Origin of the sequence: Streptomyces sp. NPDC001549 (genome assembly GCF_042894025.1) — a bacterium.
GTDB lineage: Bacteria > Actinomycetota > Actinomycetes > Streptomycetales > Streptomycetaceae > Streptomyces > Streptomyces kutzneri.
The window spans coordinates 364,516-390,495 of the sequence record NZ_JBIAVJ010000001.1 but is presented as its reverse complement, the minus strand read 5'-3'; the positions used below and the strand labels follow the sequence as shown (position 1 = coordinate 390,495).

Annotated in this window: 24 protein-coding genes; 17 read left to right on the top strand and 7 right to left on the bottom strand. The window is 72.2% G+C overall.

Annotated elements, in window-relative coordinates; genetic code table 11:
• The first annotated feature begins 45 nt into the window (after window positions 1–45).
• Genes pelF through ACFY04_RS01835 form a run of 4 tightly spaced genes read left to right on the top strand, consistent with a single transcriptional unit; the run spans window position 46 to window position 4,659 of the window.
• The gene (gene pelF, locus ACFY04_RS01850; protein ID WP_314253142.1) at window positions 46–1,572 is read left to right on the top strand and encodes a GT4 family glycosyltransferase PelF; all 1,527 of its coding nucleotides are present in this window, start codon (window positions 46–48) and stop codon (window positions 1,570–1,572) included.
• Window positions 1,569–3,161: a hypothetical protein gene (locus ACFY04_RS01845; protein ID WP_389113727.1), complete on the top strand. Its 1,593-nt coding sequence runs from the start codon at window positions 1,569–1,571 to the stop codon at window positions 3,159–3,161. Before pelF ends, ACFY04_RS01845 begins: the two co-directional genes overlap by 4 nt.
• Window positions 3,158–3,853: a spherulation-specific family 4 protein gene (locus tag ACFY04_RS01840; RefSeq protein WP_389113726.1), complete on the top strand. Its 696-nt coding sequence runs from the start codon at window positions 3,158–3,160 to the stop codon at window positions 3,851–3,853. Before ACFY04_RS01845 ends, ACFY04_RS01840 begins: the two co-directional genes overlap by 4 nt.
• Window positions 3,850–4,659 carry an endo alpha-1,4 polygalactosaminidase gene (locus ACFY04_RS01835; protein ID WP_389113725.1) on the top strand — a complete coding sequence of 270 codons (810 nt, stop codon included), beginning with the start codon at window positions 3,850–3,852 and terminating at the stop codon, window positions 4,657–4,659. The genes ACFY04_RS01840 and ACFY04_RS01835 overlap by 4 nt, the downstream gene beginning before the upstream one ends.
• Before the next feature lie 83 nt (window positions 4,660–4,742).
• Here the strand turns inward: ACFY04_RS01835 and ACFY04_RS01830 are convergent, their stop codons facing one another.
• Entirely contained in the window at window positions 4,743–5,360 is a 618-nt protein-coding gene (locus ACFY04_RS01830; protein ID WP_389113724.1) for a TetR/AcrR family transcriptional regulator, read from the bottom strand.
• Between the two features lie 432 nt (window positions 5,361–5,792).
• Here ACFY04_RS01830 and ACFY04_RS01825 point away from each other — a divergent pair, with 432 nt between their 5' ends.
• From ACFY04_RS01825 to ACFY04_RS01780, 10 genes are all read left to right on the top strand, one after another.
• Window positions 5,793–6,401, top strand: coding sequence for an AfsA-related hotdog domain-containing protein (locus ACFY04_RS01825; protein ID WP_389113723.1), 609 nt, complete (start codon window positions 5,793–5,795; stop codon window positions 6,399–6,401).
• A gap of 91 nt (window positions 6,402–6,492) precedes the next feature.
• The gene (locus ACFY04_RS01820; RefSeq protein WP_326591242.1) at window positions 6,493–7,110 is read left to right on the top strand and encodes a hypothetical protein; all 618 of its coding nucleotides are present in this window, start codon (window positions 6,493–6,495) and stop codon (window positions 7,108–7,110) included.
• A gap of 100 nt (window positions 7,111–7,210) precedes the next feature.
• Window positions 7,211–8,062: a hypothetical protein gene (locus ACFY04_RS01815; RefSeq protein ID WP_389113722.1), complete on the top strand. Its 852-nt coding sequence runs from the start codon at window positions 7,211–7,213 to the stop codon at window positions 8,060–8,062.
• A 17-nt stretch (window positions 8,063–8,079) separates the two neighbouring features.
• Complete coding sequence (locus tag ACFY04_RS01810) at window positions 8,080–8,298, top strand: tautomerase family protein (RefSeq protein ID WP_326591245.1); 219 nt, start codon at window positions 8,080–8,082, stop codon at window positions 8,296–8,298.
• A gap of 113 nt (window positions 8,299–8,411) precedes the next feature.
• Window positions 8,412–9,218 carry a carboxymuconolactone decarboxylase family protein gene (locus tag ACFY04_RS01805; protein WP_389113721.1) on the top strand — a complete coding sequence of 269 codons (807 nt, stop codon included), beginning with the start codon at window positions 8,412–8,414 and terminating at the stop codon, window positions 9,216–9,218.
• Between the two features lie 77 nt (window positions 9,219–9,295).
• Complete coding sequence (locus ACFY04_RS01800; protein WP_389113720.1) at window positions 9,296–10,000, top strand: HAD family hydrolase; 705 nt, start codon at window positions 9,296–9,298, stop codon at window positions 9,998–10,000.
• Entirely contained in the window at window positions 9,997–11,076 is a 1,080-nt protein-coding gene (locus ACFY04_RS01795) for a 3-oxoacyl-ACP synthase III family protein (RefSeq protein ID WP_373038843.1), read from the top strand. Before ACFY04_RS01800 ends, ACFY04_RS01795 begins: the two co-directional genes overlap by 4 nt.
• Window positions 11,073–11,321 carry a hypothetical protein gene (locus ACFY04_RS01790; protein WP_389113719.1) on the top strand — a complete coding sequence of 83 codons (249 nt, stop codon included), beginning with the start codon at window positions 11,073–11,075 and terminating at the stop codon, window positions 11,319–11,321. Before ACFY04_RS01795 ends, ACFY04_RS01790 begins: the two co-directional genes overlap by 4 nt.
• Complete coding sequence (locus ACFY04_RS01785) at window positions 11,318–12,574, top strand: MFS transporter (protein ID WP_389113718.1); 1,257 nt, start codon at window positions 11,318–11,320, stop codon at window positions 12,572–12,574. Before ACFY04_RS01790 ends, ACFY04_RS01785 begins: the two co-directional genes overlap by 4 nt.
• A 118-nt stretch (window positions 12,575–12,692) precedes the next feature.
• A complete protein-coding gene (locus tag ACFY04_RS01780) occupies window positions 12,693–13,688 on the top strand; it encodes an aldo/keto reductase (protein WP_389113717.1) in 996 nt (331 codons plus the stop codon).
• Window positions 13,689–13,898: 210 nt separating this feature from the next.
• Here the strand turns inward: ACFY04_RS01780 and ACFY04_RS01775 are convergent, their stop codons facing one another.
• The 5 genes from ACFY04_RS01775 to ACFY04_RS01755 form a co-directional block, all read right to left on the bottom strand.
• Window positions 13,899–15,140 (bottom strand): sensor histidine kinase, encoded by a 1,242-nt coding sequence (locus tag ACFY04_RS01775; protein ID WP_389113716.1) that lies wholly within the window; start codon window positions 15,138–15,140, stop codon window positions 13,899–13,901.
• A 13-nt stretch (window positions 15,141–15,153) separates the two neighbouring features.
• Window positions 15,154–15,798 (bottom strand): hypothetical protein, encoded by a 645-nt coding sequence (locus ACFY04_RS01770; protein ID WP_389113715.1) that lies wholly within the window; start codon window positions 15,796–15,798, stop codon window positions 15,154–15,156.
• Between the two features lie 53 nt (window positions 15,799–15,851).
• Entirely contained in the window at window positions 15,852–17,717 is a 1,866-nt protein-coding gene (locus tag ACFY04_RS01765) for a phosphatidylglycerol lysyltransferase domain-containing protein (protein WP_389113714.1), read from the bottom strand.
• A gap of 83 nt (window positions 17,718–17,800) precedes the next feature.
• Window positions 17,801–18,865, bottom strand: coding sequence for a nicotinate-nucleotide--dimethylbenzimidazole phosphoribosyltransferase (gene cobT, locus ACFY04_RS01760; protein WP_389113713.1), 1,065 nt, complete (start codon window positions 18,863–18,865; stop codon window positions 17,801–17,803).
• A gap of 95 nt (window positions 18,866–18,960) precedes the next feature.
• The gene (locus ACFY04_RS01755; protein ID WP_389113712.1) at window positions 18,961–20,166 is read right to left on the bottom strand and encodes a bifunctional adenosylcobinamide kinase/adenosylcobinamide-phosphate guanylyltransferase; all 1,206 of its coding nucleotides are present in this window, start codon (window positions 20,164–20,166) and stop codon (window positions 18,961–18,963) included.
• 93 nt (window positions 20,167–20,259) lie between these two features.
• Here ACFY04_RS01755 and ACFY04_RS01750 point away from each other — a divergent pair, with 93 nt between their 5' ends.
• Window positions 20,260–20,472, top strand: coding sequence for a hypothetical protein (locus tag ACFY04_RS01750; protein WP_327388651.1), 213 nt, complete (start codon window positions 20,260–20,262; stop codon window positions 20,470–20,472).
• 107 nt (window positions 20,473–20,579) lie between these two features.
• On the opposite strand, the gene katG is transcribed toward ACFY04_RS01750, so the two are convergent.
• Window positions 20,580–22,769: a catalase/peroxidase HPI gene (katG, locus tag ACFY04_RS01745; RefSeq protein ID WP_389113711.1), complete on the bottom strand. Its 2,190-nt coding sequence runs from the start codon at window positions 22,767–22,769 to the stop codon at window positions 20,580–20,582.
• Between the two features lie 231 nt (window positions 22,770–23,000).
• Between katG and ACFY04_RS01740 the strand changes: the two genes are divergently transcribed.
• Both ACFY04_RS01740 and ACFY04_RS01735 read left to right on the top strand, forming a co-directional pair.
• Complete coding sequence (locus tag ACFY04_RS01740; protein WP_389113710.1) at window positions 23,001–23,426, top strand: Fur family transcriptional regulator; 426 nt, start codon at window positions 23,001–23,003, stop codon at window positions 23,424–23,426.
• Window positions 23,427–23,822: 396 nt separating this feature from the next.
• Window positions 23,823–25,871: an MMPL family transporter gene (locus tag ACFY04_RS01735; RefSeq protein ID WP_389113709.1), complete on the top strand. Its 2,049-nt coding sequence runs from the start codon at window positions 23,823–23,825 to the stop codon at window positions 25,869–25,871.
• The last annotated feature ends 109 nt before the right edge of the window (window positions 25,872–25,980 follow it).

Here is a 25,980-nt window from a genome sequence, read left to right as displayed (position 1 = left end):
ACCCTCGGGCGCCGGCCCCTTTTCCGTCCTGGGGGGACACACCGCATGAGTCATGGGCGTCACGTCACCATGCTCACCGAAGGCACCTATCCGCACGTCCACGGGGGCGTCAGCACCTGGTGCGACCAACTGGTACGAGGTATGCCGGAGGTCGACTTCAACGTCATAGCCCTGACCGGCTCCGGACGAGAGCCGGTCACCTGGGAACTGCCCCGCAACGTCTACCGGCACACCGCCTTCCCGCTCTGGGGGCCGCTCCCGTCCCGCATCCGCCGGCCGGCCCTGCGCGGCAAGGCCCACCGCCGCTTCACCGAGGTCTACGAGAGCTTCCTGCTCTCCCTGCTCGACCCCGAGCCCGATCCCGCCCGGCACAGCTTCTCCGAGGCCCTGCGCGAACTGGCCGTCCTGGCCCGGGCCGGAAAGCTCGCCCCGGCCCTGCGCTCCGAATCGGTCCTGCGGCTGCTGATGACCGTATGGACCCGGCCCGGGCTCGTCACCGCCGAGGCGGGGCCCACCATCCACGACGCGCTCACCGCCACCGACCTGCTGGAACACGCACTGCGCCCGCTCGGTGTCCGGATCCCGCCCGACAGCGTCGCGCACGCCGTCAGCAGCGGCCTCGCCACCCTCCCGGCCCTCGCCGCGAAATACCTCGACGGGGTCCCCTTCCTGCTCACGGAGCACGGCATCTACCTGCGCGAGCGCTACCTCGGCTACCGCAGCGCCGCCCAGCGCTGGCCCGTCAAGGCCCTCATGCTCGGCTTCTACCGCGAGCTCAACACCGAGGGCTACCGGCAGGCCGACCTGATCACCCCGTGCAACCAGTACAACCGCCGCTGGGAGGAGCGCGGAGGCGCCGAGTCCGACCGCATCCGCACCGTCTACAACGGCGTCGACCCGCACGCCTTCCCCGAGGCCGGCCCCGAACCCGACGTGCCCACCCTCAGCTGGTGCGGCCGCATCGACCCGATCAAGGACCTCGAAACCCTCATCCGGGCCTACGCCTTCATGCGCGAGGAACTGCCCGCCCTGCGGCTGCGGCTCTTCGGCCCCGTCCCGGCCGGCTGCGAGGAGTACAAGCTCCGCCTGGAGAAGCTCGCCGCCGAACTCGGCGTGACCGACGGGATCACCTACGAAGGCCGCATCGAGCAGGTGGCCCAGGCCTACGCGGCCGGCAGCGTCGTCATGCTCTCCTCCATCAGCGAGGGCTTCCCCTTCAGCATCATCGAGGCCATGTCCTGCGGCCGCACCACCGTCTCCACCGACGTCGGCGGAGTCCGCGAGGCCGTCGGCGACACCGGCCTCGTCGTACCGCCGCGCGAGCCCGAGACCATGGCCCGCGCCACCCTCGCCCTGCTCCGCGACGACGAACGCCGGGCCGAGCTCGGCCGGATGTCCCGCAAGCGGGTCGTGGAGAAGTTCACCCTCCACCAGTCCGTGGACGGCTTCCGGCACATCTACCGCGAACTCGCCGGCCAGCCCGTCCTGCCCGTCCACGCGGGCGACGAATGGACCCAGCGGCTCGCCGATCCCTGGTACCGCGAACTCGCTGCCGACGGGAGCCTGTGGTGAGCGGATCCCTCTGGCTCAAGCCGCCCGGCCCCGGTTCCGGCCCCGGCCCCGGTTCCGGCCCCGGCCCCGGCTCCGGTTCCGACACCCTTCCGGCCATCCCCCGGCCGCGCCGCGACGGCGCCGACGTCACCGCCGCCGACGCCGCCACCGACCCGATGAACGAACTCGCCGAGCGCCTCGACGTGTTCATCGCCTCCGCCGTCCACCCCGACGAGATCGCCGCCATCCTCGAATCCGACGGCATGACGGACGAGTACATCCGGCTCACCTACGGCCGGCACGACTCCTTCGGACTGGCCGAGGAGCTCTACGCCCGGGTGCCCCGCTCCTTCCCGGAGCCGGGCGCCGCCCCCGACCCCTGGAAGGTCTCCCTCACCGCCTGCCTGCTGCGCGGGCTGATCTTCGCCCTGCCCGGCCTGGCCTACCTGCTCGGCGCGCCCCTGCTCGAAGGCCCCCAGGACCGCCTCGGCCTGCCCGCCGGGACCCTGACCCTGCTCGCCGGCGCGCTCATCGGCTGGGTCTGGGACCAGACCCTGTCCCACCGGGCCTACTCCTGGCTCGGCCTCGGCGACCGGCGCGCCGCCGGGCGGACCCTGCTCGTCGGAGCCCCCGTCGGCGCCCTGCTGGGCACCGCCGCCGCACTGGCGGTGCCCGGCGGGCCCCCGTTCTCCTACGCCTTCGCCGCCGGACAGGCCTTCTACGTCGGGGCCGCCACCGTCCTGCTGGTCCTCGGCCGGGAACGGGTCCTGCTCGCCGCACTCGCCCCGATGGCCGGCGGAGCCCTGCTCGCGCTCTTCGTCGACCTGCCCGTGCCGGTCCGGGTGGCCCTGCTCGTCGTCTCCCTGCTGGCCGCCTGCACCCTGGCCCTGCGGGAACTCCCGCTGGCCGACGGGCTCCGGAGCGCCGTGCACCGGATCCGCGCCTCGGCGGCCCGCCGCCCCGGCCAGGGCCCCGTGCGCTGGCAGATGCTGCGCGGCGCCGAGGAGGACTTCGCACCCCGCGGACCCCGGATCGGGGACTCGGTCCCCTACGGGGTCTTCGGCCTCGGCACCGGCCTGCTCGTGCTGTACGCCGCCCTCGGGGAGGTCCTCGCCGGAGGCCCCGCCGAGGCGGTCGCCGCCCCCTCGGCGGTGGCACTCACCCTCAGCATGGGCCCGGCCGAATGGCTGCTCCACCGGTTCCGCAGCGGGAGCCTCTCCGGACTCCAGGGGGCCCGCTCGCCCGGGGCCTTCCGCCGGCGGATGCTCGCCACCCTGACCCGGTGCCTCGCCGTCTACCTGACCGTCCTGCTGGCCCTGGGGCTGGCCGGCACCCTGCTCTGGCCCGGCGCCCCCATGCTCACCGAGGTCCGGATCGCGACCCTGCTGCTGCTCGGGGCCGTCATGTGGACCGGACTGCTCCTGCAGTCCTTCGGGGCGGTCCGGCCCGCGGCCGTGGTCTGCTCCTCGGCCGCCGTCGCCCAGAGCCTGGCCCTGCTGACCGGGCTCGGCCAGCCCCGGGCGGTCCAGCTCGTGGTGGCGGGCGCCGCCGCCGCCGTACTGGCCACCCTGGTCTGCCTGCTCCTCGGCCGCGCGACCGCCCACCGATGACGCACCATCCGTCCGAGAAGAAGGACCCCATGCTGCTGGTGCCCCTCTACGAGCATCCCGCCGACCGGCCGGAAGCCTGGGAGCGGCTCATCCGCTCCGCCGGCCGGCTGCACTCGGTGGTCCTCAACCCCGACAGCGGACCGGGCGCCGCCCGTGACGAACGGTTCGCCGTCGTCGCCGAACGGCTGCGCGAGGCCGGGGTACCCGTCCTCGGGTACGCCGACACCGACTACGGGCGGCGCCCGCACGCCGAGGTGGTGCAGGACCTGCTGCGCCACCGCGACTGGTACGCCACCGACGGGGCCTTCCTCGACCAGGCCTCCGCCGACCCGGAACTGCTCCCGCACTACGGGCGGCTCGCGGTCGCCGCCCGGGCCGCGGGCGCCCGTACCCTCGTCCTCAACCACGGGGTCCACCCGCACCCCGGCTACGCCGAACTCGCCGACCTGCTCGTCACCTTCGAGGGCCCCTGGGACGCCTACCGGGACGCGGCCGCCGTACCGACCTGGACCGCCGACCATCCGGCCCAGCGGTTCTGCCACCTCGTGTACGCCGTCCCGCCGGGCGCGCTCGCCGCCCGGCTCGCCGAGGAACTCGCCGCCGAACGCGGGGCCGGGGTGCACTGCGCCGTCCCGGGCAGCGGCGCGCACCCCTGGGGGACCCTGCCGTACGCACTGGAGGCGGCGGGATGAGGAAGCTCGCACTCCTGCTGGCCGTGCCCCTGCTGCTGCTCGCGGCGTGCACGGCCCAGCCGGAACCGGAACGTGACGAGCTGTCGCCCGACCCGCCGCCGGGGGAGCGGTGGCAGCCGAAGCCGGGGGTCGGCTGGCAGTGGCAGCTCACCGGGAAGCTCGACACCTCGGTGAAGGCGGCCGTGTACGACGTCGACGGGTTCAACACCACCAAGGAGCAGCTGGCCACCCTGAAGAAGGACGGCCGCAAGACCATCTGCTACATCTCCACCGGCGCCTGGGAGGACTTCCGGCCGGACGCCGACGCCTTCCCTGAGGCGCTGCTGGGCGAGGGCAACGGCTGGGAGGGCGAACGCTGGCTGGACATCCGGCGCCTGGCGGAACTGGAACCGCTGATGGGCAAGCGGTTCGACATGTGCAAGGTGAAGGGCTTCGACGCGGTGGAGCCCGACAACATGGACGGCTACGCCAACCGGTCCGGCTTCCCGCTGACCGCGGACGACCAGCTGAAGTACAACCGCCTGATCGCCCGGCTGGCGCACGACCGGGGCATGTCGGTGGGACTGAAGAACGACCTGGACCAGATCCCGGAGCTGCTGGCCGACTTCGATTTCGCGGTCAACGAGCAGTGCGTGGAGTACGAGGAGTGCGAGCGGCTGACGCCCTTCATCGAGGCGGGGAAGGCCGTCTTCCACGCGGAGTACGAACTGCCGACGGGCCGCTTCTGCGCACGCTCGCGGGAACTGAAACTGAGCTCCCTGGAGAAGAAGTACGAACTGGACGCTTGGCGGCGCACCTGCCGTTAGCCTCGCCGCCGGTTTCTGCACCCTTCATGAGGGAAACCCCCGGCCTCAGCCGGGCCACCTCAGCCCCGCCGGGCCCTTGGACGTCACGGTGAAGCACCGGGGCCCGGTGCCGGCGCGAGGCTGTTGATGACCGCGCAGGCGTACGACGTAAGGCTGGCGCGCAATTGGTCCCAGCCTTCTTCGGAGGCGGGCGCGAGGCCTGCCATCAGCCGGCGCTGCTGCTCCACCACGAAGGGCCAGGAGGCGATCCCGATCAGGGTCATCAGCAGATGACCGACCTCTTGCGGCGAGGTGAGGGACAGTGCCTTGCCGAGGGTCTCGTTCTTGCTCAGGTAGTACGCCTGGCGCTCCTCCTCGCCGGGAATCTCGGCGTCTCCGTAGTGCAGGCCCTCCCAGGCCAGGAGCCGCACGAGACTGGTGTCACGGCGGTGGTAGTCGAAGATCCGGCCGACGTAGTGCTCGAGGTCCTCCCGCGTCGTCGGCACCGGAACCTGCTCGCCCAGTTCCCGGTAGGCGCGCGCCAGGACGGTGGAGAACAGCTGTTCCTTGCTGCCGAAGTAGGAGTACAGGCGCTGCTTGTTCGCCGCAGCCCGCTCAGCGATGCGGTCCACCCTGGCGCCTGCGATGCCGAACTTGGCGAACTCCGCACGGGCCGCGTCCAGGAGACGGGTCGGCGTGTCGCGGGTTGCGTCCTTGGTCATGGACTCAGCTTAGAACATAGCCAACCAACTGGATAGTTCAGAAAAACCATCTAGTTGGTTGCACCCTCTCTCATGATCGCTTAGTGTCGGTGACGTCAGCCCGGCAGGCACCTCCGACAGAGCCCCGGGGCCCGGTACAGCCCGGCACACAGCCCGGGCCGGGGACCGCACGGCGCTCGGAGCCGCGACGGTCTCCGCGCTTCGCACACTCATCACTCTGGTCACCCGTCGTGGCACTTCCATGCCGCACGGCTCCACTACCGAGGAGTTCCCATCAATCACTCGATCCAGAGCATCGTCCTGGTCGGGGACCGGTTCAGCGGGTTCTCCGTCCAGGAGAACGTCTTCACCGTCTCGCAGTTAGTCGACGACATCCGGCGCGGCGTCTACGCCAAGGAGGGCGACCCGGTCCTCATCGAAAGCGCCCAGGGCGTGTCCGAGGCCGATGTGTTCCTCATCGTCGAGGAACTGCGTCATCGCGGCCTGGACCGCATACACATCCGGCTCCAGCCTTCCACCCTCAGCGGAGCCGGCGAGGTCCACAAACACCAGGTCGCCAACGCCCTGATCGCGGATCTGCACCAGGTGGACGACTCGCTCTTCGGCGCCGGACTGCGGCTGCACAACGACAACGAGCTCCTGCTCGACCACCAGACCGGCCAGCATGTGCAGGGCATGGTCGCCATCGAGGCGTCCCGGCAGATGTTCCTCGCCGTGACCGAGCGGTTCTTCGCCGCCCAGTGGCCGCAGCGCAAGTACTACTTCGTCATCGAGCACATGAACACCGCCTTCGAGAACTTCCTGTTCCCGCTGTGTTCGACCATCGAGTACCGGATCACCGAGTCCCGCACGCAGGACCCGTCCAGGCTCTCCTTCAGCGCCGAGGTCGGCATCCACCAGGCCGGCCGCCGCGCCGCCTTCACCCAGCTGGCCTTCACCGCCTTCGACACCGACGTGATCGAGGCCAAGGAGGACCAGCGCGCCCGCCGGGCCGTCGAGCACACGCTCCGGGCCCCGGCCGACGCCCTCTCCGGCGTCTGACAGACCCCGGCCCCGGCCGTTCCCCCGGCCGCCGCCGCACCCCCGGCGTCGCCCGGTTCTCCCTTTCACAGATCCCCCGAGGAGCACAGTCATGTCCGCATCACTCATCACCGCCGTGGAACTGTCGGTCAAGCCCGACCAGGTCGATGCCGCCGCCACCGCATGGAAGGCGCACCACGCCGCGTCGGCGTTCGAAGGCCGTGCGCTGTTCCGCAGCCTGGAGGGTTCCACCCTCCTGGAGCTGGCCCCGGTCGCCGGCTGGGAGCAGCTCGGCGCTCTGCGCGCCGACTGGGACCAGCTGTGGGAGACGCTGGCCCCGGCGGCCGAGGGCGACTTCCGCCGTCAGGTGCTGGGCTTCGTCGACGCGCCCAAGCCGGTTGACACCCCGCTGCCGCAGACGGCCTACGTGCAGATGCGCCACATCGAGGTGCCGCCGCGGGTGTACAGCGCGTACCGCGCCTGGCGTGAGGAGACCATCTACGACGTGGTGCGCGGCGCCGACGAGGTCGAGGCCTTCGAGGCGTACCACTCGGTGCTCAGCACCGAACCCGGTGTCATGTTCGTCTCCGGGTTCAACTGCGACCCGGCCGAGTACAACGCGGTGTTCACCTCCCCGCGTTACCAGGAGATCGTTCGCCAGGCCGGTGACCGCTTCATCGCGGGCGGCGAGCGCGGTCTCTACACGACGATCTACGCCCGCGTGGCGTAGGCGCCGCACGCTGACCTGTTGCAGAACCGGAAACCCGACCGGTCGCAGAACGAGGAACCGACACCGGTCGCAGAACGAGGATCCAGATGAGGAGAAGCGGATGGGACCGTCGCGCACCTACCAACTGAGTCTCACCACCCAGGGACCGGCCTACCCGCCCAGCGAAGTGATGGATGCAAACGGCGACTTCGTCGTGATCGGTCGCATCAACCGTGACGACGGGGCGGGCGGCGTCTCGAACGGCTGGGGTTGCGCGATCGTCGCCGCCGACAGTCCGCTGCCGGAGTTCGGCGGGAACGAGCCGTACCGCATTATCCGTGAACTGCCGGACCATCCGAGCCAGTTCAGCCCTGCTGACAACGAGATCGTGCTCCACACGCTGCCGCTCCCGCTGCCGTGCAGCAACTACCCGATGGTGTTCGCCCCCGAACAGTTCCCGAACGCGTCCGAGGTCGTCCGCCCCAGCTATCCGTTCCACCAGGTCGCCGTGCCGGACCTGCGGGCGCAGGACGGGCCGAAGGTGACCGAACCGGTGACGCTCGGCACCTGGGGCCGGGCGCGCGGCGAGCTTGAGGTACGGCTGAGCGACGACAGGAAATCCGGGGAGTTCGGCTTCGAGTTCTCCGGGATGCTGCCGAACAGCCTGTACACGGTGATGTCGCTGCGCGAGCACGACCTGGACCCGGCCGGGCCGACCCGGCCCGGACCGCTCGGGGTGCCCAACGCCTTCGTCACCGACCAGGACGGCAGGGGCCGCTATCGGGCGGTGCTGCCCGACCCCTTCCCGGCGCCCGGCACCGGCGGCAATCGCATCGTGAACGTCGTCGTGCTGTGGATGAGCTACCAGCAGAACTACGGCGGGGCGATCGGCCGGTTCGGCCTGGGCGGGGACATCCACGCGCAACTGAAGCTGCAGGGACCGAGCTTCGGCGAATTCATCACCAACGGCTGACGAGAGGAACCACCACCATGCCGATCATTTCCGTGACGACCTGGCCCAGCGAGGACGACGACAAGTGCCGCGAGCTCGTGGAAGAGCTGACGGAGACCGTACACCGGGTCACCGGAGCGCCGCGCGACCGGATCACCGTCTACGTCCAGGAGGTGCCGCGAAACCGCTGGTCCGAAGGCGGCGCGATGGGGTCCGACCCGGATTTCGCGCGGCTCAGCCGAGCCGGCGGCGTCTGACACCGCCCGCCCCTGGCACCACCGGTGCCCGTGCCGGTACCGGCACCGGTGCCGGGCACGGCGCCCGGCACCACATCGCACCGCACCGCACCGCACCAGGAAGGAACCCCGGCATGAGCACCCCCTGCCCCGGCACCGAGCACGACAACGACCGCATGGAGCGCGGGCTGCGGACGCTGCGCCGGATCGAGGCCACCGAGCGGCCCGGCATCCTCGACGGTTTCCAGGACGTTGCCCCCGGCTTCGGTGAGCTGGTCGTCGGCTTCGCCTTCGGCGACATCTGCTCCCGCCCGGGCCTGGAGCTGCCTACCCGCCAGCTCGTCACCGTCGCGGCACTCACCGCGCTGGGCAACGCCGCCCCGCAGCTGGAGTTCCACGTACGGGGCGCACGCAACGTCGGGTGCGACCGCCGCGAGATCGTCGAAACGGTCCTGTGGCTGAGCGGCTACGCCGGTCTCCCCGCGACGCTGAAGGCGCTGGGCGTCGTCCGGTCCGTCTTCGCCGCCGAGGCCGAGGCCACGGGCGCGGGCGTGCCGTCCGCCGAACGGTCCGAGCGCGGGCTGCGAACGCTGCGGGCCCTCGACGACGACGGCGGTGTCTGCGAGCAGGTGCTGGCCTCCGTGCGCGCCCTCGACCCGGACCTCGCGGACGATGTCGTCGAGAGTGCCTTCGGCCACCTCGACCCCGTCACGTCGCGCGGCGGTCTCGACCCGCTCACCCGCGCCATCGTCTCCGTGGCCGCCTGCACTGCCCTGGGCACGCTCCGGCCGCAGCTCACGGCACAGGTGCACGCGACCCTCGACGCCGGCGGCACACCGCAGGACGCCGTCGAGACGATCCTGCAGATGGCCGTGTACGCCGGTGTCCCGGCGGCCGTGAACGGCCTCAACGCGGCGCGCGACGTCTTCCGCACGCGATGACCGGCGCCGCCACCGCGCCCGCCACCGTCGCGCGGCGGCCCCGGAGCCCGATCCCGCATCAGAAGGAGGGACCCGTCATGACCTCTCGTTCCTACCTTGTCTTCGCCGACGTGGACGAGACCCTGATCCACTGCAAGAGCATGTTCGACTTCCTGCGGTACCACCTGACCGGCCGGCACGGTGCCGCGGGGACGGCCGAGCACGACCGGCTCCTCACCGGCTTCCGGCGGGCCGCCGACGCCGGCACGCCGCGCGAGCAGATCAACCGCGCCTACTACGCCGCCTACGCGGGTGAATCCGTTGCCACCATCGCCGCCTGGGGCGAGCGCTGGTTCGCGGACCGCGCCGCGGACGGTCTGTTCATCGACACGACCCGGGTCGCGCTGCGCGCCCACCGCGAGGCCGGTGCCGAAATCGTCCTGGTCTCGGGTTCGTTCCCCGCCTGCCTGGACCCCATCGCAAGGGCCGTCGGCGCCGGGCACCTGCTGTGCAGCCGCCCTCTCGTCGAGGCGGACGGCCCGGCCGGCCCGGGAGGTGGCGGTACCTACACGGGGCTGATCGAGACCCCGATGATCGGTGCGCAGAAGGCGGTCGCGGTCCGTCGGTTCCTCGCCGCCCGGCCGGAGATCGACCCGCGGGATTGCTACGCGTACGGCGATCACCCATCCGACCTGCCGATGCTCGAATGCGTCGGCCACGCGGTCGCGGTCGGCGACGACCCCGCGCTGCGAGCCCTGCTCGACGCCCGGCCCTCCTCCACTCCTTTGGAGCACCAGCCATGACCGTGTACTCACCAGCAACGTCAGCCATCGGCATCGTCGGATCCGGCTCGTACCTCCCGAGCGACATCGTGCCCAACTCCGAGGTCGCCGAACGGGCCGGGGTCACCTCCGAGTGGATCGTCCGCAAGACCGGCATCCGCGAGCGCCGCCGCGCCGCGCCGCACGAAGCGACCTCCGACCTGGCCACCGCCGCCGCGCGGTCCGCGATGGACGACGCCGGGATCTGCGAACGCGACATCGCCTGGGTGATCGTGGCGACCTCCACCCCCGACCACCCGCAGCCGGCCACCGCCTGTCTGGTGCAGGACCGGATCGGCGCGACGCAGGCCGCCGCCTTCGACATCAACGCCGTCTGCGCCGGCTTCGTCTTCGCCCTGCAGACCGGTGCGCAGCTGCTGGCCGGGATCAGCGAGCACAGCGAGGCCAAGTACGCACTGGTCGTGGGCGCGGACGTCTACTCGCGGATCCTGGACCACAGTGACCGCAAGACCGCGGTGTTGTTCGGGGACGGTGCGGGAGCCGTCGTACTCGGCCCGGCCCGGCCCGGATTCGGCATCGTCGGTACCGGTACCAGCACCGACGGCAGCCTCCACGCGCTGATCGGGGTCCAGGCGGGCGGCAGCCGCCACCCCGCCTCGGCCGGCACCCTCGCCAACGGCCAGCACTTCTTCAAGATGCAGGGGCGCGAGGTCCGCGACTTCGTCAACGAGCGCCTGCCTTCGGCCGTCCAAGGGGTGCTGGCCGCGCACGACGTGGATCCGGCCGCGGTCAGGCACTTCGTTCCGCACCAGGCCAACGGTGTGATGGTCGGCGAGGTCATCCCCAGCCTCGGGCTGCCCAACGCCCAGGCCCACCTGCCGGTCGACCTGCACGGCAACACCGGCGCCGCCTCGATACCGCTCGCGCTCGACCAGGCCAACCGGTCCGGCGCGTTGCTGGACGGCGATCTGGTGCTGCTGGCCGGCTTCGGCGGTGGCATGGGGGTCGGCACGGCCCTGATCCGCTGGGACGCCGAGTCCCCCAAGCACCTGCCACGCGAGCGAGCGGCGCAGCTCGTCGGGAGCGTCGCCCGGTGAACGGATTCCCCCTCGGCCCCGCCCACGCCTTCCGCTCCGCCCCCGTGTCCGACGCGCTGTGCGTCGTGCCCGGATGCGCGATCGCCCACTGGTCGATGGGACCCGACGTCCTGGACGCCGGCCCGTGCCCGCACGGCTGGAGTCCCCGCGCCCGGTCCGACAGCGACACCTCCGCCCTTGTCCTCACCCGAACCGGCCCCGACGGCCCCACCGATGTTTCACCCCAGGGAGACCGACAGCCATGACACAGACCTCAACCACTCCCGCCCAGGACGGACAGCGCACCGTCGCACCCGATCCCGGCGCCTCACCGCTGCGCGCCTGGCTGGCCGTGATCGCCCTCGGGCTGGGCACGTTCTCCTTCGTCACCACCGAGACACTTCCCATCGGGCTGCTGCCGTCCATCGGCGCGGGCGTGGACGTCTCCGTGGGCACCGCCGGCTTCCTCGTCACCGGCTTCGCCGCCGTCGCCGCGATCACCGCGGCGCCGCTGACCACCCTGTGCGGGCGCATCGACCGCAAATGGCTGCTTGCCGGACTCCTGGTGCTGTACGTCGCGGGCAACCTGCTGGCCGTGATCGCCACCTCCTACGGCATGCTCCTGGGCGCCCGGGTGCTGGTGGCGCTCGCCCATGGCGTCTTCTGGTCGATCGCCGCGGCCATCGCGGTCCGTCTGGTCCCCGAGCGGCACGCCGTGCGGGCCACCGCCCTCGTCCTCGGCGGGATCTCGCTGGCCTCAGTGCTCGGCGTCCCGCTGGGCACCATGATCGGCCAGCGGTCCGGCTGGCACACCGCGTTCGCCGCCGTCGCCGCGATCGGCTTCGTCGTACTGGTCGCCGTGCTCTTCCTGCTGCCCAGCCTGCCCGCCCAGGGCACGGGGAGCCTGGCCGCCCTGCCGCGCGTCCTGCGCAACAGCCGGCTGCGCGCCGCCGTCGGGGTCACCGCGCTGGTGATGATCGGCCATTTCCTCGCCTTCACCTACATCGCCCCGTACCTGGAGCAGGTCACCGGCATCAGCGAAGGCATGGTCGGTGTGCTGCTGCTGGTCTTCGGGGCCGCCGGATTCGCCGGCAACTTCGTCGCGGGCGCCGTCGTCGGCCGCTCGGTGCACGGCACCCTGGTGGGCGCGCTCGTCCTGATGGCCGGCTCGCTCGCCCTGCTGTGGGCCTTCGGTGACTCGCGGCCCGCGGCGATCACTCTGCTCGTCCTGTGGGGCCTGGCCTTCGCGGCCCTGCCCGTGGGCCTGCAGACCTGGGTGCTGCAGCTCGCCAAGGAGGAGTCCGACGCCGCCTCGTCGCTGTACGTGGCCGCCTTCAACGGCGCCATTGCCGTGGGGTCCCTGGTCGGCGGCCTCCTTGTGGACTCCGCCGCCGGACCGCGCGCCGTGACCGCCGTCGCCGCCGTGCTGACCGCCTGCGCCCTGCTCACCCTGCTGCTCTCCGCCCGCAGCGCGCGCACCCACAACCCCGCACCCGCCGGAACCCTGACGAACGCCTGACCGCACCATCGCGACCACCGCGACTCACGCCGGCCGGCTCACGACCTCTGACCGGTTCACGAACACCCGACCCACGACCCGGCCGGAACGCGCGGCCGGAACGAAGGAGTGGCACCTCATGCACCAGCGCACCCTCGGCACCTCAGGACTCCAGGTCTCGGCGATCGGCCTCGGCTGCATGGGCATGTCGGCCTTCTACGGTACGAGCGACGACACCGAGTCGGTCGCCACGATCCGGCGCGCCCTCGACATAGGGGTGACGTTCTTCGACACCGCCGACGCCTACGCGGCCGGCCGGAACGAGGAACTGCTCGGCCGGGCCCTCAAGGGCCGCCGCGACGAGGCGGTGGTGGCGACCAAGTTCGGCATCCGAGGCATCGGGCCCGGTGGCACGGCCGGCGGCGCCGTCATCGACTCCAGTCCCGCCTACGCCCGGCAGGCCTGCGACGCGTCGCTGGCCCGGCTGGGCGTGGACACCATCGACCTCTACTACCTGCACCGCCGCAACCCCGACACACCGATCGAGGAGACCGTCGGGGCCATGGCCGAACTCGTCACGGCCGGAAAGGTCCGGCATCTGGGGCTGTCGGAGGTCAACGCGGACACCCTGCGCCGTGCCCACGCCGTCCACCCCATCACCGCCCTGCAGAGCGAGTACTCGCTGTGGGAGCGTGATGTGGAGACCCACATCGCACCCACAGCACGGGAGTTGGGCATCGGACTCGTGCCCTACTCGCCGGTCGGCCGGGGTCTGCTCACCGGAGCCCTCACTTCACTCGACCAGCTGGACGCGGACGACTACCGCCGCACCGACCCGCGCTTCCAGGGCGAGAACCTCACGCGCAACCTCGCCCTGGTCGAACGGGTCCGGGCCCTGGCCGACCGGATCGGCTGCACCCCGGTGCAGCTCGCCCTGGCCTGGCTGCTGACCCGTGGCCCGGAGGTCGCCCCGATTCCCGGCACCCGGCGCATCACCCGCCTGGAGGAGAACGCCGGAGCGGCCGGCCTGACGCTCACCGCCGCACAGCTGGACGAGCTGGAGCAGGCCGTCCCGGCGACCGCGGTCGCCGGGGAGCGCTACGCCCCGGCGGCGCTGCGCCTGCTCAACACCTGACATTCCGCCCCGCCCACTCGGGGCCTGCGCCACGTCACCCCTGCGTTCTACCCACCCGCTGGGAGCATGGTTCCCCGGGGCTCCGCCCCAGACCCCGCGCCTCAAACGCCGGCGAGGCTGAAAGTGGCTCGGCCGAGGCCGAACGGTGCGGCGAGGCGGGATGGTGCCGTCGGCGAAGCCAATGGTGCGGTCAAGCCGAGGCGGAAACGGCTACCCCAGGGGGAGGATGGCGTGGACGCGGTAGCCGCCGCCGAAGCGGGGGCCCGCGAAGCAGGAGCCGCCCAGGGCGCCGGTGCGCTCGCGCATGCCGAGGAGGCCGTGGCCGCCGCCCGGGTCGGCCGGTTCCGGGGCCGCGTCGGCCGCCTCACCGCCGTCGTCGAGGACGGTCACCTCCACCGACAGCCCGACCCCGACCACGCTGACCTCGGCCTTCGCCCCCGGGCCCGCGTGCTTGCGGACGTTCGTCAGCGCCTCCTGGATCACCCGGTACGCCGCCAGGTCCACGGCCGCCGGCAGCGGCCCCGCCGTCCCGTCCAGCTGGACGATGACCTCCACCGGCAGTCCGGCGTGCCGGAAGGTGTCCACCAGCTCGTCCAGGACGCCGAGCCCCGGCGCGGGCTCCGTAGGTGCCTCCGGGTCGCCGGACTGCCGCAGCAGCCCGACCGTGGCCCGCAGTTCGTTCAACGCCGACCGGCTGGCGTCCCGTACGTGCGCCAGTGCCTCCTTGGCCTGGTCCGGGCGCTTGTCCATGACGTGCGCGGCCACTCCCGCCTGCACGTTGACCAGGGCGATGTGATGGGCCACCACGTCGTGCAGGTCCCGGGCGATCCGCAGCCGCTCCTCGGCGACCCGCCGCCTGGCCTCCTCGTCCCGGGTCCGCTCGGCGCGCTCGGCCCGTTCCCGGATGGCGTCGACGAAGGCCCGCCGGCTGCGTACCGCGTCCCCGGCGGCGGCGGCCATCCCGGTCCAGGCGAAGATCCCGATGTTCTCCTGGGCGTACCAGGGCAGCGGCCCGGCGAGCATGGCCACGCCGGTCAGCCCCGCCATGGTGAGCAGCCCGATCCGCCAGGTCGTCGGCCGGTCGGTGTGGGCGGCCACCGTGTACAGGGCGATCACCGTGCACATGGCGACGGGCGCCCGCGGCTCCCCGGTGGTCAGCTCCAGCAGGGACAGCCCGCAGGTCACGGCGAGCACGGCGCGCGGCTGCCGGCGCCGGAACACCAGGGCGGCCGCGCCGAGCAGCATCAGCAGCAGCGAGAACGGCTCCGGGGTGCGCGTCCCGAAGGTGGGTCCGTGCGGCCCGTGCGGATCGGCGAAGGAGCCGACGACCATGGCGACGAACGCCCCGAACGCCAGCACGGCATCGGTGGCGAGCGGATGGGCCCGCATCCACTGCCGGGTGGGGGCGAACCGCGCGAGGTCTGTCGTCACCCGGATACGGTACGGCCTCATCCGCCGGTGCCCCCTACGGCGGAGGGTGCGGCCCCAGCATGACGCGGGAACGCACCGGACCCCAGCGCGCCCGCAGCACGCACACCGCCATGACGGCGGTGATGGCCGCCAGGTGCTCCTTGCCCGCCAGGTTGTCCTTGACCAGCACCTCGCCGATCATCGCCAGGATCACCAGGGCGCCGGTCAGGTACGCCCGGTAGCGCCAGCAGACGTAGATGGCCAGCCCCACCACCGCCGCCGAGGGCCCGGTGTCGTTGACGATCCGGTCGGACACCGGCAGACCGAGGGGATGGTCCGGCCCGAGCGCGAGCCCGATCCGCGCGTACGTGGTCCCGGCGAGCGTGGCGACGTAGCCGATCAGCAGGGTGCGCCACCAGCCGATGCAGATCTCGGCGATGCCGAAGACGAGCAGGATCTGCGCGAGCGCCCCCCACACCGGCAGGTCCAGGGCGGGGACGAACAGGGACAGCGGGGTGCGCATGAGGGCCGTCCCGAGCGGGTCGGCGGCTTTGACCGATCCGAGGTCCTGGACCGGCTGGAACCCCCAGGAGGTGTTCTGCACGATCTGGAAGACCGAGGTCAGACAGACCGCGCCGAGGGTCATCGGGATCGCCCGCCACGTGTCGCGGACGAGCGCGTCCCGGACGGTCCAGAACATGGGTCCCCACTCACGGCGGGCGAACCGCCGGAGTGAGGAGGTGTTCCACGCTGTCAACGGCGCGTCTCCAGGTGTCTGCGGTGCAGCCACTTCGGAAGGCCGGGGGCCTCCAGGAAGCCCTCGGCCCGGCCGGCCGCGACACCGATCCGCAGCAGGTCCGAACTCTTCTCGAAGAGCATGAACCGCGGTTCCCAGATCGGCCGGTATTTGGCGTTGGCCCGGTAGAGGGACTCGATCTGCCACCAGCGGGAGAAGAAGCTGAGCAGCGAGCGCCACATCCGCAGCACCGGACCGGCGCCGAGCCGGGACCCGCGCTCGAAGACGGACCGGAACATCGCGAAGTTGAGGGAGACCTGGGTGACCCCGATCTCCTTGGAGCGTTCGAGGAGTTCGATGACCATGAACTCCATCAGGCCGTTCTCGGAGTCCCGGTCGCGGCGCATCAGGTCCAGCGACAGACCCTTGGGTCCCCACGGTACGAAGGACAGCACGGCCCGCAGTTCGCCGTTGCCGTCCGTGCACTCCAGCATCACGCACTGGCCGTCGCCGGGATCACCCAGCCGGCCCAGCGCCATGGAGAAGCCGCGCTCGGTGGCGCCGTCGCGCCAGTCGTCGGCGCGGCGCACCAGCTCGGCCATCTCCTCGGCCGGGATGTCGTCGTGGCGGCGGATGCGGACGGTGTACCCGGCCCGCTTGACGCGGTTGAAGGCCTGCCGGACGGTCCGCATGGCGCGGCCCTCCAGGGTGAAATCGGCGGTCTCGACGATCGCCTCGTCACCGAGTTCGAGGGCGTCCAGGCCGTGCCGCGCGTAGATCTGCCCGGCCTCCTCGCTCGCCCCCATCACGGCCGGCACCCAGCCGTGCTCGCGGGCCTCGGCCAGCCACGGATCGATGGCGCCGGGCCAGGCCTCGGGGTCGCCGATCGGGTCGCCGGAGGCCAGGGAGACCCCGCCGACGACGCGGTAGGTGACGGCGGCCTTGCCGGTGGGGGACCAGATGACGGACTTCTCGCGGCGCAGCGCGAAGTAGCCGAGCGAGTCGCGGTCGCCCTGGCGGGCCAGCAGCGCCCGCAGCCGCTCCTCGTCCTCCTCGCTGATCGGGTCGACGGCGCGGCGCGAGCGGAAGGCGGCGAACAGCACGGCGAGCAGCAGCAGCATCGACATGACGTTGATGAACACGTCCACCCAGCCGGGCGTGATGATCGCCTCGGAGGCCCGCTCACCGGGCGTCAGGGTGATCAGCCGCATCACGCCGTACCACCAGCGCTCCGGGAAGGAGGCCTCGGCGCTCAGCGGGGAGACGTTGGTGGCGCCGACGAGCAGGGCCGCGACCAGCGAGGTGAGCAGCAGGCCGACGGCGGCGACGGCGCTGGCGAGCGTCGGGTTGGAGCGGTCGCCCTTGGCGTAGAACTCGTGGCGGCCCAGCAGCAGGGCCCCCGTGAAGGCGGCGGTCAGGACCAGGGAGACCCAGTTCTGCGGGTGCTCGCGGATCTCCTCGTGCGTGGAGAGCGCGTAGGCGAGCAGCAGGGCCAGGAGGCCGCTGAGGACGAGGTTGAGGATCCAGGAGGCCCGCTTGCGGCGGCCGAGGGTGACGGCGAGCAGCAGCGTGAACAGCCCGGAGGCGAACCCCGCGGTGAGCATGTACGGGGTGTAGAAGTCCTCGATGTTGTGGCGCCTGAGGTCCTGCCCGAGCGAAACCCACACCGCGCTGAGGAAGTTGATGAAGGTGACGGCGCGCAGGTACCACACCGCGAACGCGGCGCCGTGCCGTGAACGGGCGCTCCCCCGGCCGGTCTCCCGGCCGCCACCCGCCGCCCTGCCGGCGGGGTCGCCGCCGGCCTCTTTCCTGCCGGCTGACGGACCGGTCGCCGGTACGCCGGTGCGGTCGGTCTCTGCGCTGGTCAAACGGACCTCTCCCATAAAAAGCGATCATATGGGGCGCAGCTGTCCGTGATTGTGCGGTCGGGGGCCACGGCCTGGTCAGGACCGTGGGCCCCGGCGGCTCATTCCGTCGGCTCCTCCACCGCCCGCTCCGGGAGTTCCGCCGCGAGTGCGGCGGCCGCCTGGACGAGGGGGAGAGCCAGCAGTGCCCCGGTACCTTCACCTACTGTGACGCCGTGATCGAGCACGGGGTTGAGCGCCATTCGGTCAAGTGCCTTCGCCTGGCCCGGCTCGCCGCTGGCCTGTCCGGCCAGCCACCAGTCCGGAGCCCGGAACGCGGCCCGCTGGGCCACCAGTCCGCACGCGGCCGAAACGACACCGTCAAGGATGACGGGAGTACGGCGCACCGCGCACTGGAGGAGGAATCCGGTGATGGCGGCCACGTCCGCGCCGCCGACCGCGGCCAGCAGCGCCACCTGGTCGCCCAGGACCGGGCGGGCCCGGCGCAGCGCGTCGCGGATCGCCGCGCACTTGCGCATCCAGGCCAGGTCGTCGATGGGCAGGCCGCCGCGTCCGGTGACCACCGAGGCGTCGGTTCCGCACAGGGCGGCGACGAGGGTCGCGGCGACGGTGGTCCCGCCCACGCTCAGGTCACCGAGGACGACCAGATCCGTTCCGGAGTCGGCCTCCTCGTCGGCGATCCGCATCCCGAGCCGCACCGCGGCCTCGGCCTCCTCGGCCGTCAGCGCGTCCTCCACGTCGATCCGGCCGCTGCCACGCCGGACCCGGTGCCCGACCACGTCCGCGGGGAGCAGCTCGGGATCGCAGTCGAGCCCGGCGTCGACGATCCGTATGGTGGCGCCGAACCGGCCGGCCAGGACGGCCACGGGGCTGGCCCCTTCGAGGACGGCCCGCACCAGTTCGTGGCCGGTGGACGCGGCCCGGGCGGAGACGCCCTCGGCGGCGATCCCGTGGTCGGCGGCGAACAGCACCACGCGCGGGCGCTCGATCGGTTTGACCGGAACCCGACCCTGCGCGGCGGCGAGCCACTCGGCGAGTTCGTCCAGCCGGCCCAGCGCGCCGGGCGGGACGGCGAGGCGCTCACGGCGTTCCTCGGCGTCACGCCGGACGCCCCCGTCGGGGCGCTCGATCAGATCGGAGAAGTCGTCGAGATTCAGCGTGCTCATCTGCCAGAGAGTACAGCCGGTAAGGCCCTCCCTCAGGCCTTCGGCGGCGGGCCGTCGGACTCCTCGTCGCCGGGGCCCTCCGACGCTTTCCCGCGCTATTCCTTGAGTACGGTCACCAGGCCCGCGACGACGAGAAGTACGTGCTCGCACTCGCCCGCGACGGCCGCGTTCAGCCGGCCCAGCTCGTCGCGGAAGCGGCGGCCCGAGGCGGTCGCCGGGACGACGCCCGAGCCGACCTCGTTGCTGACCAGCACCACCGGACGGCGGGTCGCGCGTACGGCCGCCACCAGCTCGGCGGTCCGCCCGGCGAGCTGCTGCTGCCCGCCGTTGAGCCACACCGCGTCGTCCCACGCCCCGGCCCGGTCCATCGCGTCCGTCAGCCACATCGCCAGGCAGTCGATCAGCAGCGTCGGCCCGTCGGCGGCCAGCAGCGGGACCAGCTCGCACGTCTCCACCGTCCGCCAGCTCCCCGGCCGGCGCTCCCGGTGCAGGCCGACCCGCTGGGCCCATTCCGCGTCGCCGTCCCGGGTGCCGCCGGTGGCCACGTAGACCACCTCCGGGAAGGACTCCAGCCGCCGCTCCGCCTCCACGGACTTGCCGGAGCGGGCCCCGCCCAGCACCAGGGTCCGGCGCGGCAGGTCCGGCACCGCGTGGTACTCCCCGACGATCACGGTCGTCCCGTCCGGCACCGCCCGGGCCCCGGACGCCGCGCACCGCCGCTCCACCTCCCGGCCCGGCGCGATGCCGTGGTCCAGGTGGACGGCGATCACGTCCGTCGCCGGGCCGACGGCGCCGCTCGCCCGCAGCCGCGCCAGCGCCTCGGGCCGGCCCAGCACGTCCATGAGGACCATGTCGTACGGGCGCCGCCCGGCCTGGCCGGCGACCCCGGCCGGGGCCCCGCCCGGCGGCAGGTACAGCAGCCGGGCGCCGTCCGGGCCGGTCACCTCGTACCCGGTGCCCGGCGCGTCCATCGGCACCGCCCGCACCCGGTGCCCGGAGATCACCGCGAGCTCCCGCCCGTCCGGCACCCGCCCGGCGGCCGGCAGCCCGGGCGGCAGCTCGACCGCGGGCCCGTCGTGCGGGTGGGTCAGCAGCACCTGCCGCACACCGGCCAGCGAATGCCCGGCCCGGGCGCCCGCCAGCACCGCCCCGGGGGTCAGGTCCAGCAGCAGCGCCCCGTCGACGAGGACGGCCGTGGCGGCGCGGGAGCGCGAGCCGACGGAGACGGCGCAGGCCGCACAGGGGCAGCCGGGGCGGGGCAGGCCCTCGGGTGTTCCGGTGCCGAGCAGAGTGAGTTCCACAGGATGATCCTCCCGCGTCGCCGAGACTGCTGCGCGCCCGGTTACTCTGCGGGCACACTCAGGACAGGAAGCGTGCGAGCAACGGAGGCGGACATGGCGTGGACGTGGCGGTTCGAGACGGCCGACGGCACCGAGACGAGCCCGTCGGTGGTACCCGAGGAGTTCACCACGCAGGGGGACGCGGAGTCCTGGATCGGCGAGTACTGGAAGGACCTGCTCGAAGGCGGCGTCGAGCAGGTGAAGCTGTCCGACGACGGCGGGACCGAGCTCTACACGATGAGCCTGCGCGCCGCCCTGGAGGCGTAGCCGTTCCGTAGGCACGAGAACGACGGAGCCGCCGGGTCTGTGACCCGGCGGCTCCGTCGTTCTGCCGGTGCTCGGGGCTGGGCGGGAGGCAGACGGACGGTGGCGGTCTAGGCGAGGTCGAACCGGTCGAGGTTCATCACCTTGTCCCAGGCGGAGACGAAGTCACGGACGAACTTCTCTCCCGCGTCCTTCGACGCGTAGACCTCCGAGAGGGCTCGCAGCTGGGCGTGCGAACCGAAGACGAGGTCCACCGCGGTCGCCGTCCACCTGACCTTGCCCGTGGCGTGGTCCCGCCCCTCGAACACGTTCTCCGCGGACTCCGACGCCTTCCACCGCGTACCCATGTCGAGCAGGTTGACGAAGAAGTCGTTGGTCAGCGCCTCCGGGCGGTCCGTGAGCACGCCGTGCCGGGCCTGCCGGAAGCCGGTGTTCATGGCCCGCATGCCGCCGACGAGCACCGTCATCTCGGGGGCGGTCAGGTTCAGCAGGCAGGCACGTTCCAGCAGAAGCGCCTCCGGCGACAGCTTCTCGCCCGCCTGCAGGTAGTTCCGGAACCCGTCCGCCTTCGGTTCGAGGACGGCGAAGGACTCGACATCGGTCTGCTCCTGCGAGGCATCCGTGCGCCCCGGTGTGAACGGCACCTCGATGTCGTACCCGGCGTTCTTCGCGCCCTGTTCGACGGCCGCGCAGCCGCCCAGCACGATCAGGTCGGCGAGCGAAACCCTCTTCCCGCCGGCCTGCGCCCGGTTGAAGTCCTGCTGGATCCCCTCCAGCTTCCGCACCGCCTCGGCGACCTCGGGCTGGGCGTTGGCCTCCCAGTCCTTCTGCGGCGCGAGCCGGATCCGGGCCCCGTTGGCCCCGCCCCGCATGTCGGTGCCGCGGAAGCTCGACGCCGCCGCCCAGGCGGTGACGACCAGCTGGGGGAGGGACAGCCCCGAGGCGAGGACGGTGCGCTTGAGGGCGGCGACGTCCTCGGCCGCGACCAGCTCGTGATCGACCGCGGGGACGGGGTCCTGCCACAGCTGCGGTTCGGGGACCCACGGGCCGAGGTAGCGCGAGACCGGGCCCATGTCGCGGTGCAGCAGCTTGTACCAGGCCTTGGCGAACGCGTCGGCGAGCTGGTCCGGGTTCTCGTGGAAGCGCTTCGCGATCGGCGCGTAGACCGGATCCATCCGCAGCGCGAGGTCCGTCGTCAGCATCATCGGCGCGTGCCGCTTCGAAGGATCATGGGCGTCCGGCACGGTGCCCTGGGCCGAGGGGTCCTTGGGGGTCCACTGCTGCGCACCGGCCGGGCTCGTGGTCAGTTCCCACTCGTACCGGAACAAGTTGTCCAGGTAGCCGTTGTCCCACTTCGTCGGCTCGGTGGTCCATGCGCCCTCCAGCCCGCTGGTGAGCGCGTCGGCGCCGCTGCCGGTGCCGTAGGTGTTCTTCCAGCCGATCCCCTGCTGCTCGATCGGGCAGGCCTCGGGCTCGGGCCCGATGTAGTCGGCGCCCACCGCACCGTGGCACTTGCCGAACGTGTGGCCGCCGACGATGAGGGCGACCGTCTCCTCGTCGTTCATGGCCATGCGCGCGAACGTCTCGCGAATGTCCCGGGCGGTGGCGACCGGGTTCGGGTCGCCGTTGGGCCCTTCCGGATTGACGTAGATCAGTCCCATCTGCACGGCGCCGAAGGGGCCGGAGAGTTCCCTGTCGCCGCTGTAGCGCTCATCTCCGAGCCAGGTGTCCTCGGGTCCCCAGAAAATCTCCTCGGGTTCCCAGATGTCCTCCCGCCCGAAGGCGAAGCCGAACGTCTTGAAACCCATCGATTCCATGGCGCAGTTGCCGGCGAACACCAAAAGGTCGGCCCATGAGATTTTCCGACCGTATTTCTGCTTGACCGGCCAGAGCAGGCGGCGCGCCTTGTCGAGGCTCGCATTGTCGGGCCAGCTGTTGAGAGGGGCGAACCGCTGGGCGCCGGCTCCGCCGCCACCCCGGCCGTCGGCGATGCGGTACGTTCCCGCGGCATGCCAGCTCATCCGGATGAAGAGCGGGCCGTAGTGGCCGTAGTCCGCGGGCCACCAGTCCTGCGACGCCGTCATCACCTCGAAGACGTCCCGCTTCAGGGCGTCGGGGTCCAGGGTCGCGAACTCTTCCGCGTAGTCGAAATCGTCGCCCATCGGATCGGCCAGGGGTGAATACTGATGCAGAACCTGAAGGTCCAGCTGGTTCGGCCACCAGTCCCGATTCGACCTGGGGCGAGTCGGCGCGGGGGTCGGGGCAGGGATTACCGGGTTCTCGCTGTCGCTGCCGGACACGTCCGTCCTTCTTCCTGTGTCGATGTTTCCATCTGCTGGCTGCTTGCGTCGGCGCGTCCGTATGGTCGCGCACCGAAGGGCCCGCCGCTGCGAGAACACGCAGGGCATGGGCGCGTAGAAAACACTCGGAATTCGGATCGGTGTCCCGGCTCGACGGTTCCGCTTCCCGCCGGGCCGGTATCGGTATCGGTAACGTTCTGTTGTCCTGCCGAGCCGAAAAGGTGAGCCGATATGAGTGACCTCCTGGAGCGACTTCGGGGGCGCGGCTGGCGGATGACGTCCCAGCGGCGTGTCGTCGTGGAGGTCCTCGACGGCGATCACGTGCACCTCACGGCGGACGAGGTGCACGCCCGCGCGGCGCAGCGGCTGCCCGAGATCGCCCGGGCGACCGTCTACAACACCCTGGGCGAGCTGGTCGCGATCGGGGAGGTGGTGGAGGTCTCCGTACAGGGCCGGGTCAGGCGCTTCGACCCCAACGCGCACCACCCGCACCAGCACTTGGTGTGCACGGGCTGCGGCACCATCCGCGACGTGCACGCGGCCGGCACGCCGGCCGATCTGCCGCCGGAGGAGCGGTTCGGCTTCGCCGTCTCCGCGGTCGAGGTCACCTACCGCGGGTTGTGCCCTTCCTGCACCTCCGGGACGGGTCGGGCGTGACCGTGACCGTGTTCATGCGGAGCCCGCTCCCCGGGCCCGGCACGCGCCGGGGGTGATGGCCTCCCACCGGGTGAACACGCGGACCGGGGCCGTGGCTCCGCAGCCGGCCGGCGCAGGCGCGGTGCAGGGCGCAGGACGGGCCGGATGCGGCCGGGCACCCGCCGGGCGGGCGGCTCCCGCCGCTCGGCCGGCAGCTCAGCCACGTGCCGCGCCCGCACCTGCGCACGACGTGCACCGAGCGCCGCGGCGCCGTCCCTCGGGCTTCGAGCGGATTTCGGGCGTACCGGGGCGTGTCAGGCCGGGAAGTGATGCAGAAACGCTGCATGTTGCCCGTGGGACGCCCGCCCCCGGAGGGTGGGCGCCGCACGATCCACCCGCACCCGTTCCAGGAGCATCATGCGCACCTCGCCCCGCCCGGCCCGGTGGCTGCTGCCCGTCCTCCTCCTCGTGGTCTGGCTGGGTGTCGGAGGGACCCTCGGCTCCTACGCGGGGAAACTCGGCGAGGTCTCCACCAACGACCAGGCGGCCTTCCTCCCCCGCAGCGCCGAATCCACCCGGGTGGCTCAGGCCCAGAGCGCCTTCCGGCAGGAGGGGTCCCTGCCGGCCGTGGTGCTCTGGACGGCGGACGGCGCCGGAGGAGTGACCGCGGCCACCACCGGCTCCGCGCAGGCCGCACTGGCCGCACTCAAGGACCGTCCCTGGATTGCGGGCCCGCCCTCCCCGGTCGTCGCGTCGCGCGACGGCAGGGCGCTGCAGGCGGTGGTACCACTGGCCCCCGCACTGGGTGACGAACTGCCCGCGGCGGTCGCCGAGATCCGGGCGGCCGGCTCCCGGGTCGCGGCCACCACCTTCCACGTGACGGGACCGGCGGCCACCCGGGCCGACCTGTCGGAGGCCTTCGCCGGAATCGACGGCCTGCTGCTGGGCGTGGCACTGGCGGCCGTCCTCGTGATCCTGCTGCTCGTCTACCGCAGCGTCCTCCTGCCACTGCTGATCATCATCGGGGCCGTGTTCGCCCTCTCCCTGGCCTGCGCGATCGTCTACGCCCTTGCGAGCGCGGGGCTCGTCCGCGTCGACGGGCAGGTCCAGGGGATCCTCTCGATCCTCGTCATCGGCGCTGCCACCGACTACGCCCTGCTGCTGACCGCCCGCTTCCGCGAGGAACTGGGGCACACCGAGGACCGGTACGCGGCGATGCGCGCGGCTCTGCGCCAGTCCTGGGGCCCGGTCGTGGCCAGCGCCGGCACCGTGGCCCTGGGCCTGCTCGCCCTGTTCCTCAGCGACCTGACCAACAACCGGGCGCTGGGGCCCGTCGGGGCGATCGGGATCGTCTGCGCGGTGGCGAGCGCCCTCACCTTCCTGCCGGCGGCGCTGGTGCTGCTGGGACGCAGGGCCTACTGGCCGGCGCACGTGACCGCCGGCAGCGCCGGCGTCGCGGCAGGGGTCTGGAGCCGGATCGCCGCCCTGGTCGGCGGAGCACCCCGGCGGGTGTGGGCCGTGGCCCTGGCGGGCCTGCTCGCGTGCGCCGCCTTCGCGCCCACGCTGCACTCGGGCGGCGTTCCGCTGGACGAGATCTTCGTGAACGAGGCCGCTTCGGTGACGGGGCAGAAGGAACTGGGCCGGCACTTCCCGGGCGGGGCGGGGAACCCGGCCGTCGTGATCGCCGCCGCCGACCGGCAGACGGAGGTACGCGAGCGCGCCGAAGGCACGCAGGGCGTTGACTCGGCCGCCGTGCGGGGCGAGAAGGACGGCCTCGTACGGATCGACGTCGTCCTGAAGGACCCGGCGGACAGCGCGGCGGCGAAGGAGACGGTGGTCAGGCTCCGCGAGGCGGTCCATCCGGTGCCGGGCGCGGACGCCCTCGTCGGCGGGTACACCGCACAGGCCTACGACACGCAGAAGACGGCCGAACGGGACCGCGAGGTCATCGTCCCGGTGGTGCTGGCCATCATCCTCGTCATTCTGGTGGTCCTGCTGCGCTCGCTGGTGATGCCGCTTCTGCTGGTGGTGACGGTGGCCCTCAACTTCTTCGCCACCCTGGGCGTTTCCGCCCTCGTGTTCCGCCACGTGTTCGGGTTCAGCGGCACCGACTCGTCCGTCCCCCTCTACGGCTTCGTCTTCCTCGTCGCCCTGGGCGTGGACTACAACATCTTCCTCATGTCGCGGGTGCGCGAGGAGTCGCTGCGCCACGGCGTCCACGAGGGTGTGATCCGGGGCCTGACGGCCACCGGCGGGGTGATCACCTCTGCGGGGGTGGTCCTCGCCGCCACGTTCGCCGCGCTGGGTGTCATCCCGCTGGCGTTCCTCGTGCAGATCGCCTTCATCGTGGCCTTCGGCGTCCTCATGGACACCCTGGTCGTGCGCTCGCTCCTGGTCCCCGCCCTGGTCCTGGACATCGGCCCCGCGGCCTGGTGGCCGGGCCGGCTGAGCCGCCGCCCGAGCTGAGTCCGTCCGGACCGGAACACCTCACCCCCACCTGTCCGGACAGGTGGGTGACGCGGCCGGCGGGTGTTCGGCAGTCGCCGACGTCCCAGGACGACAACACACCCAGGCC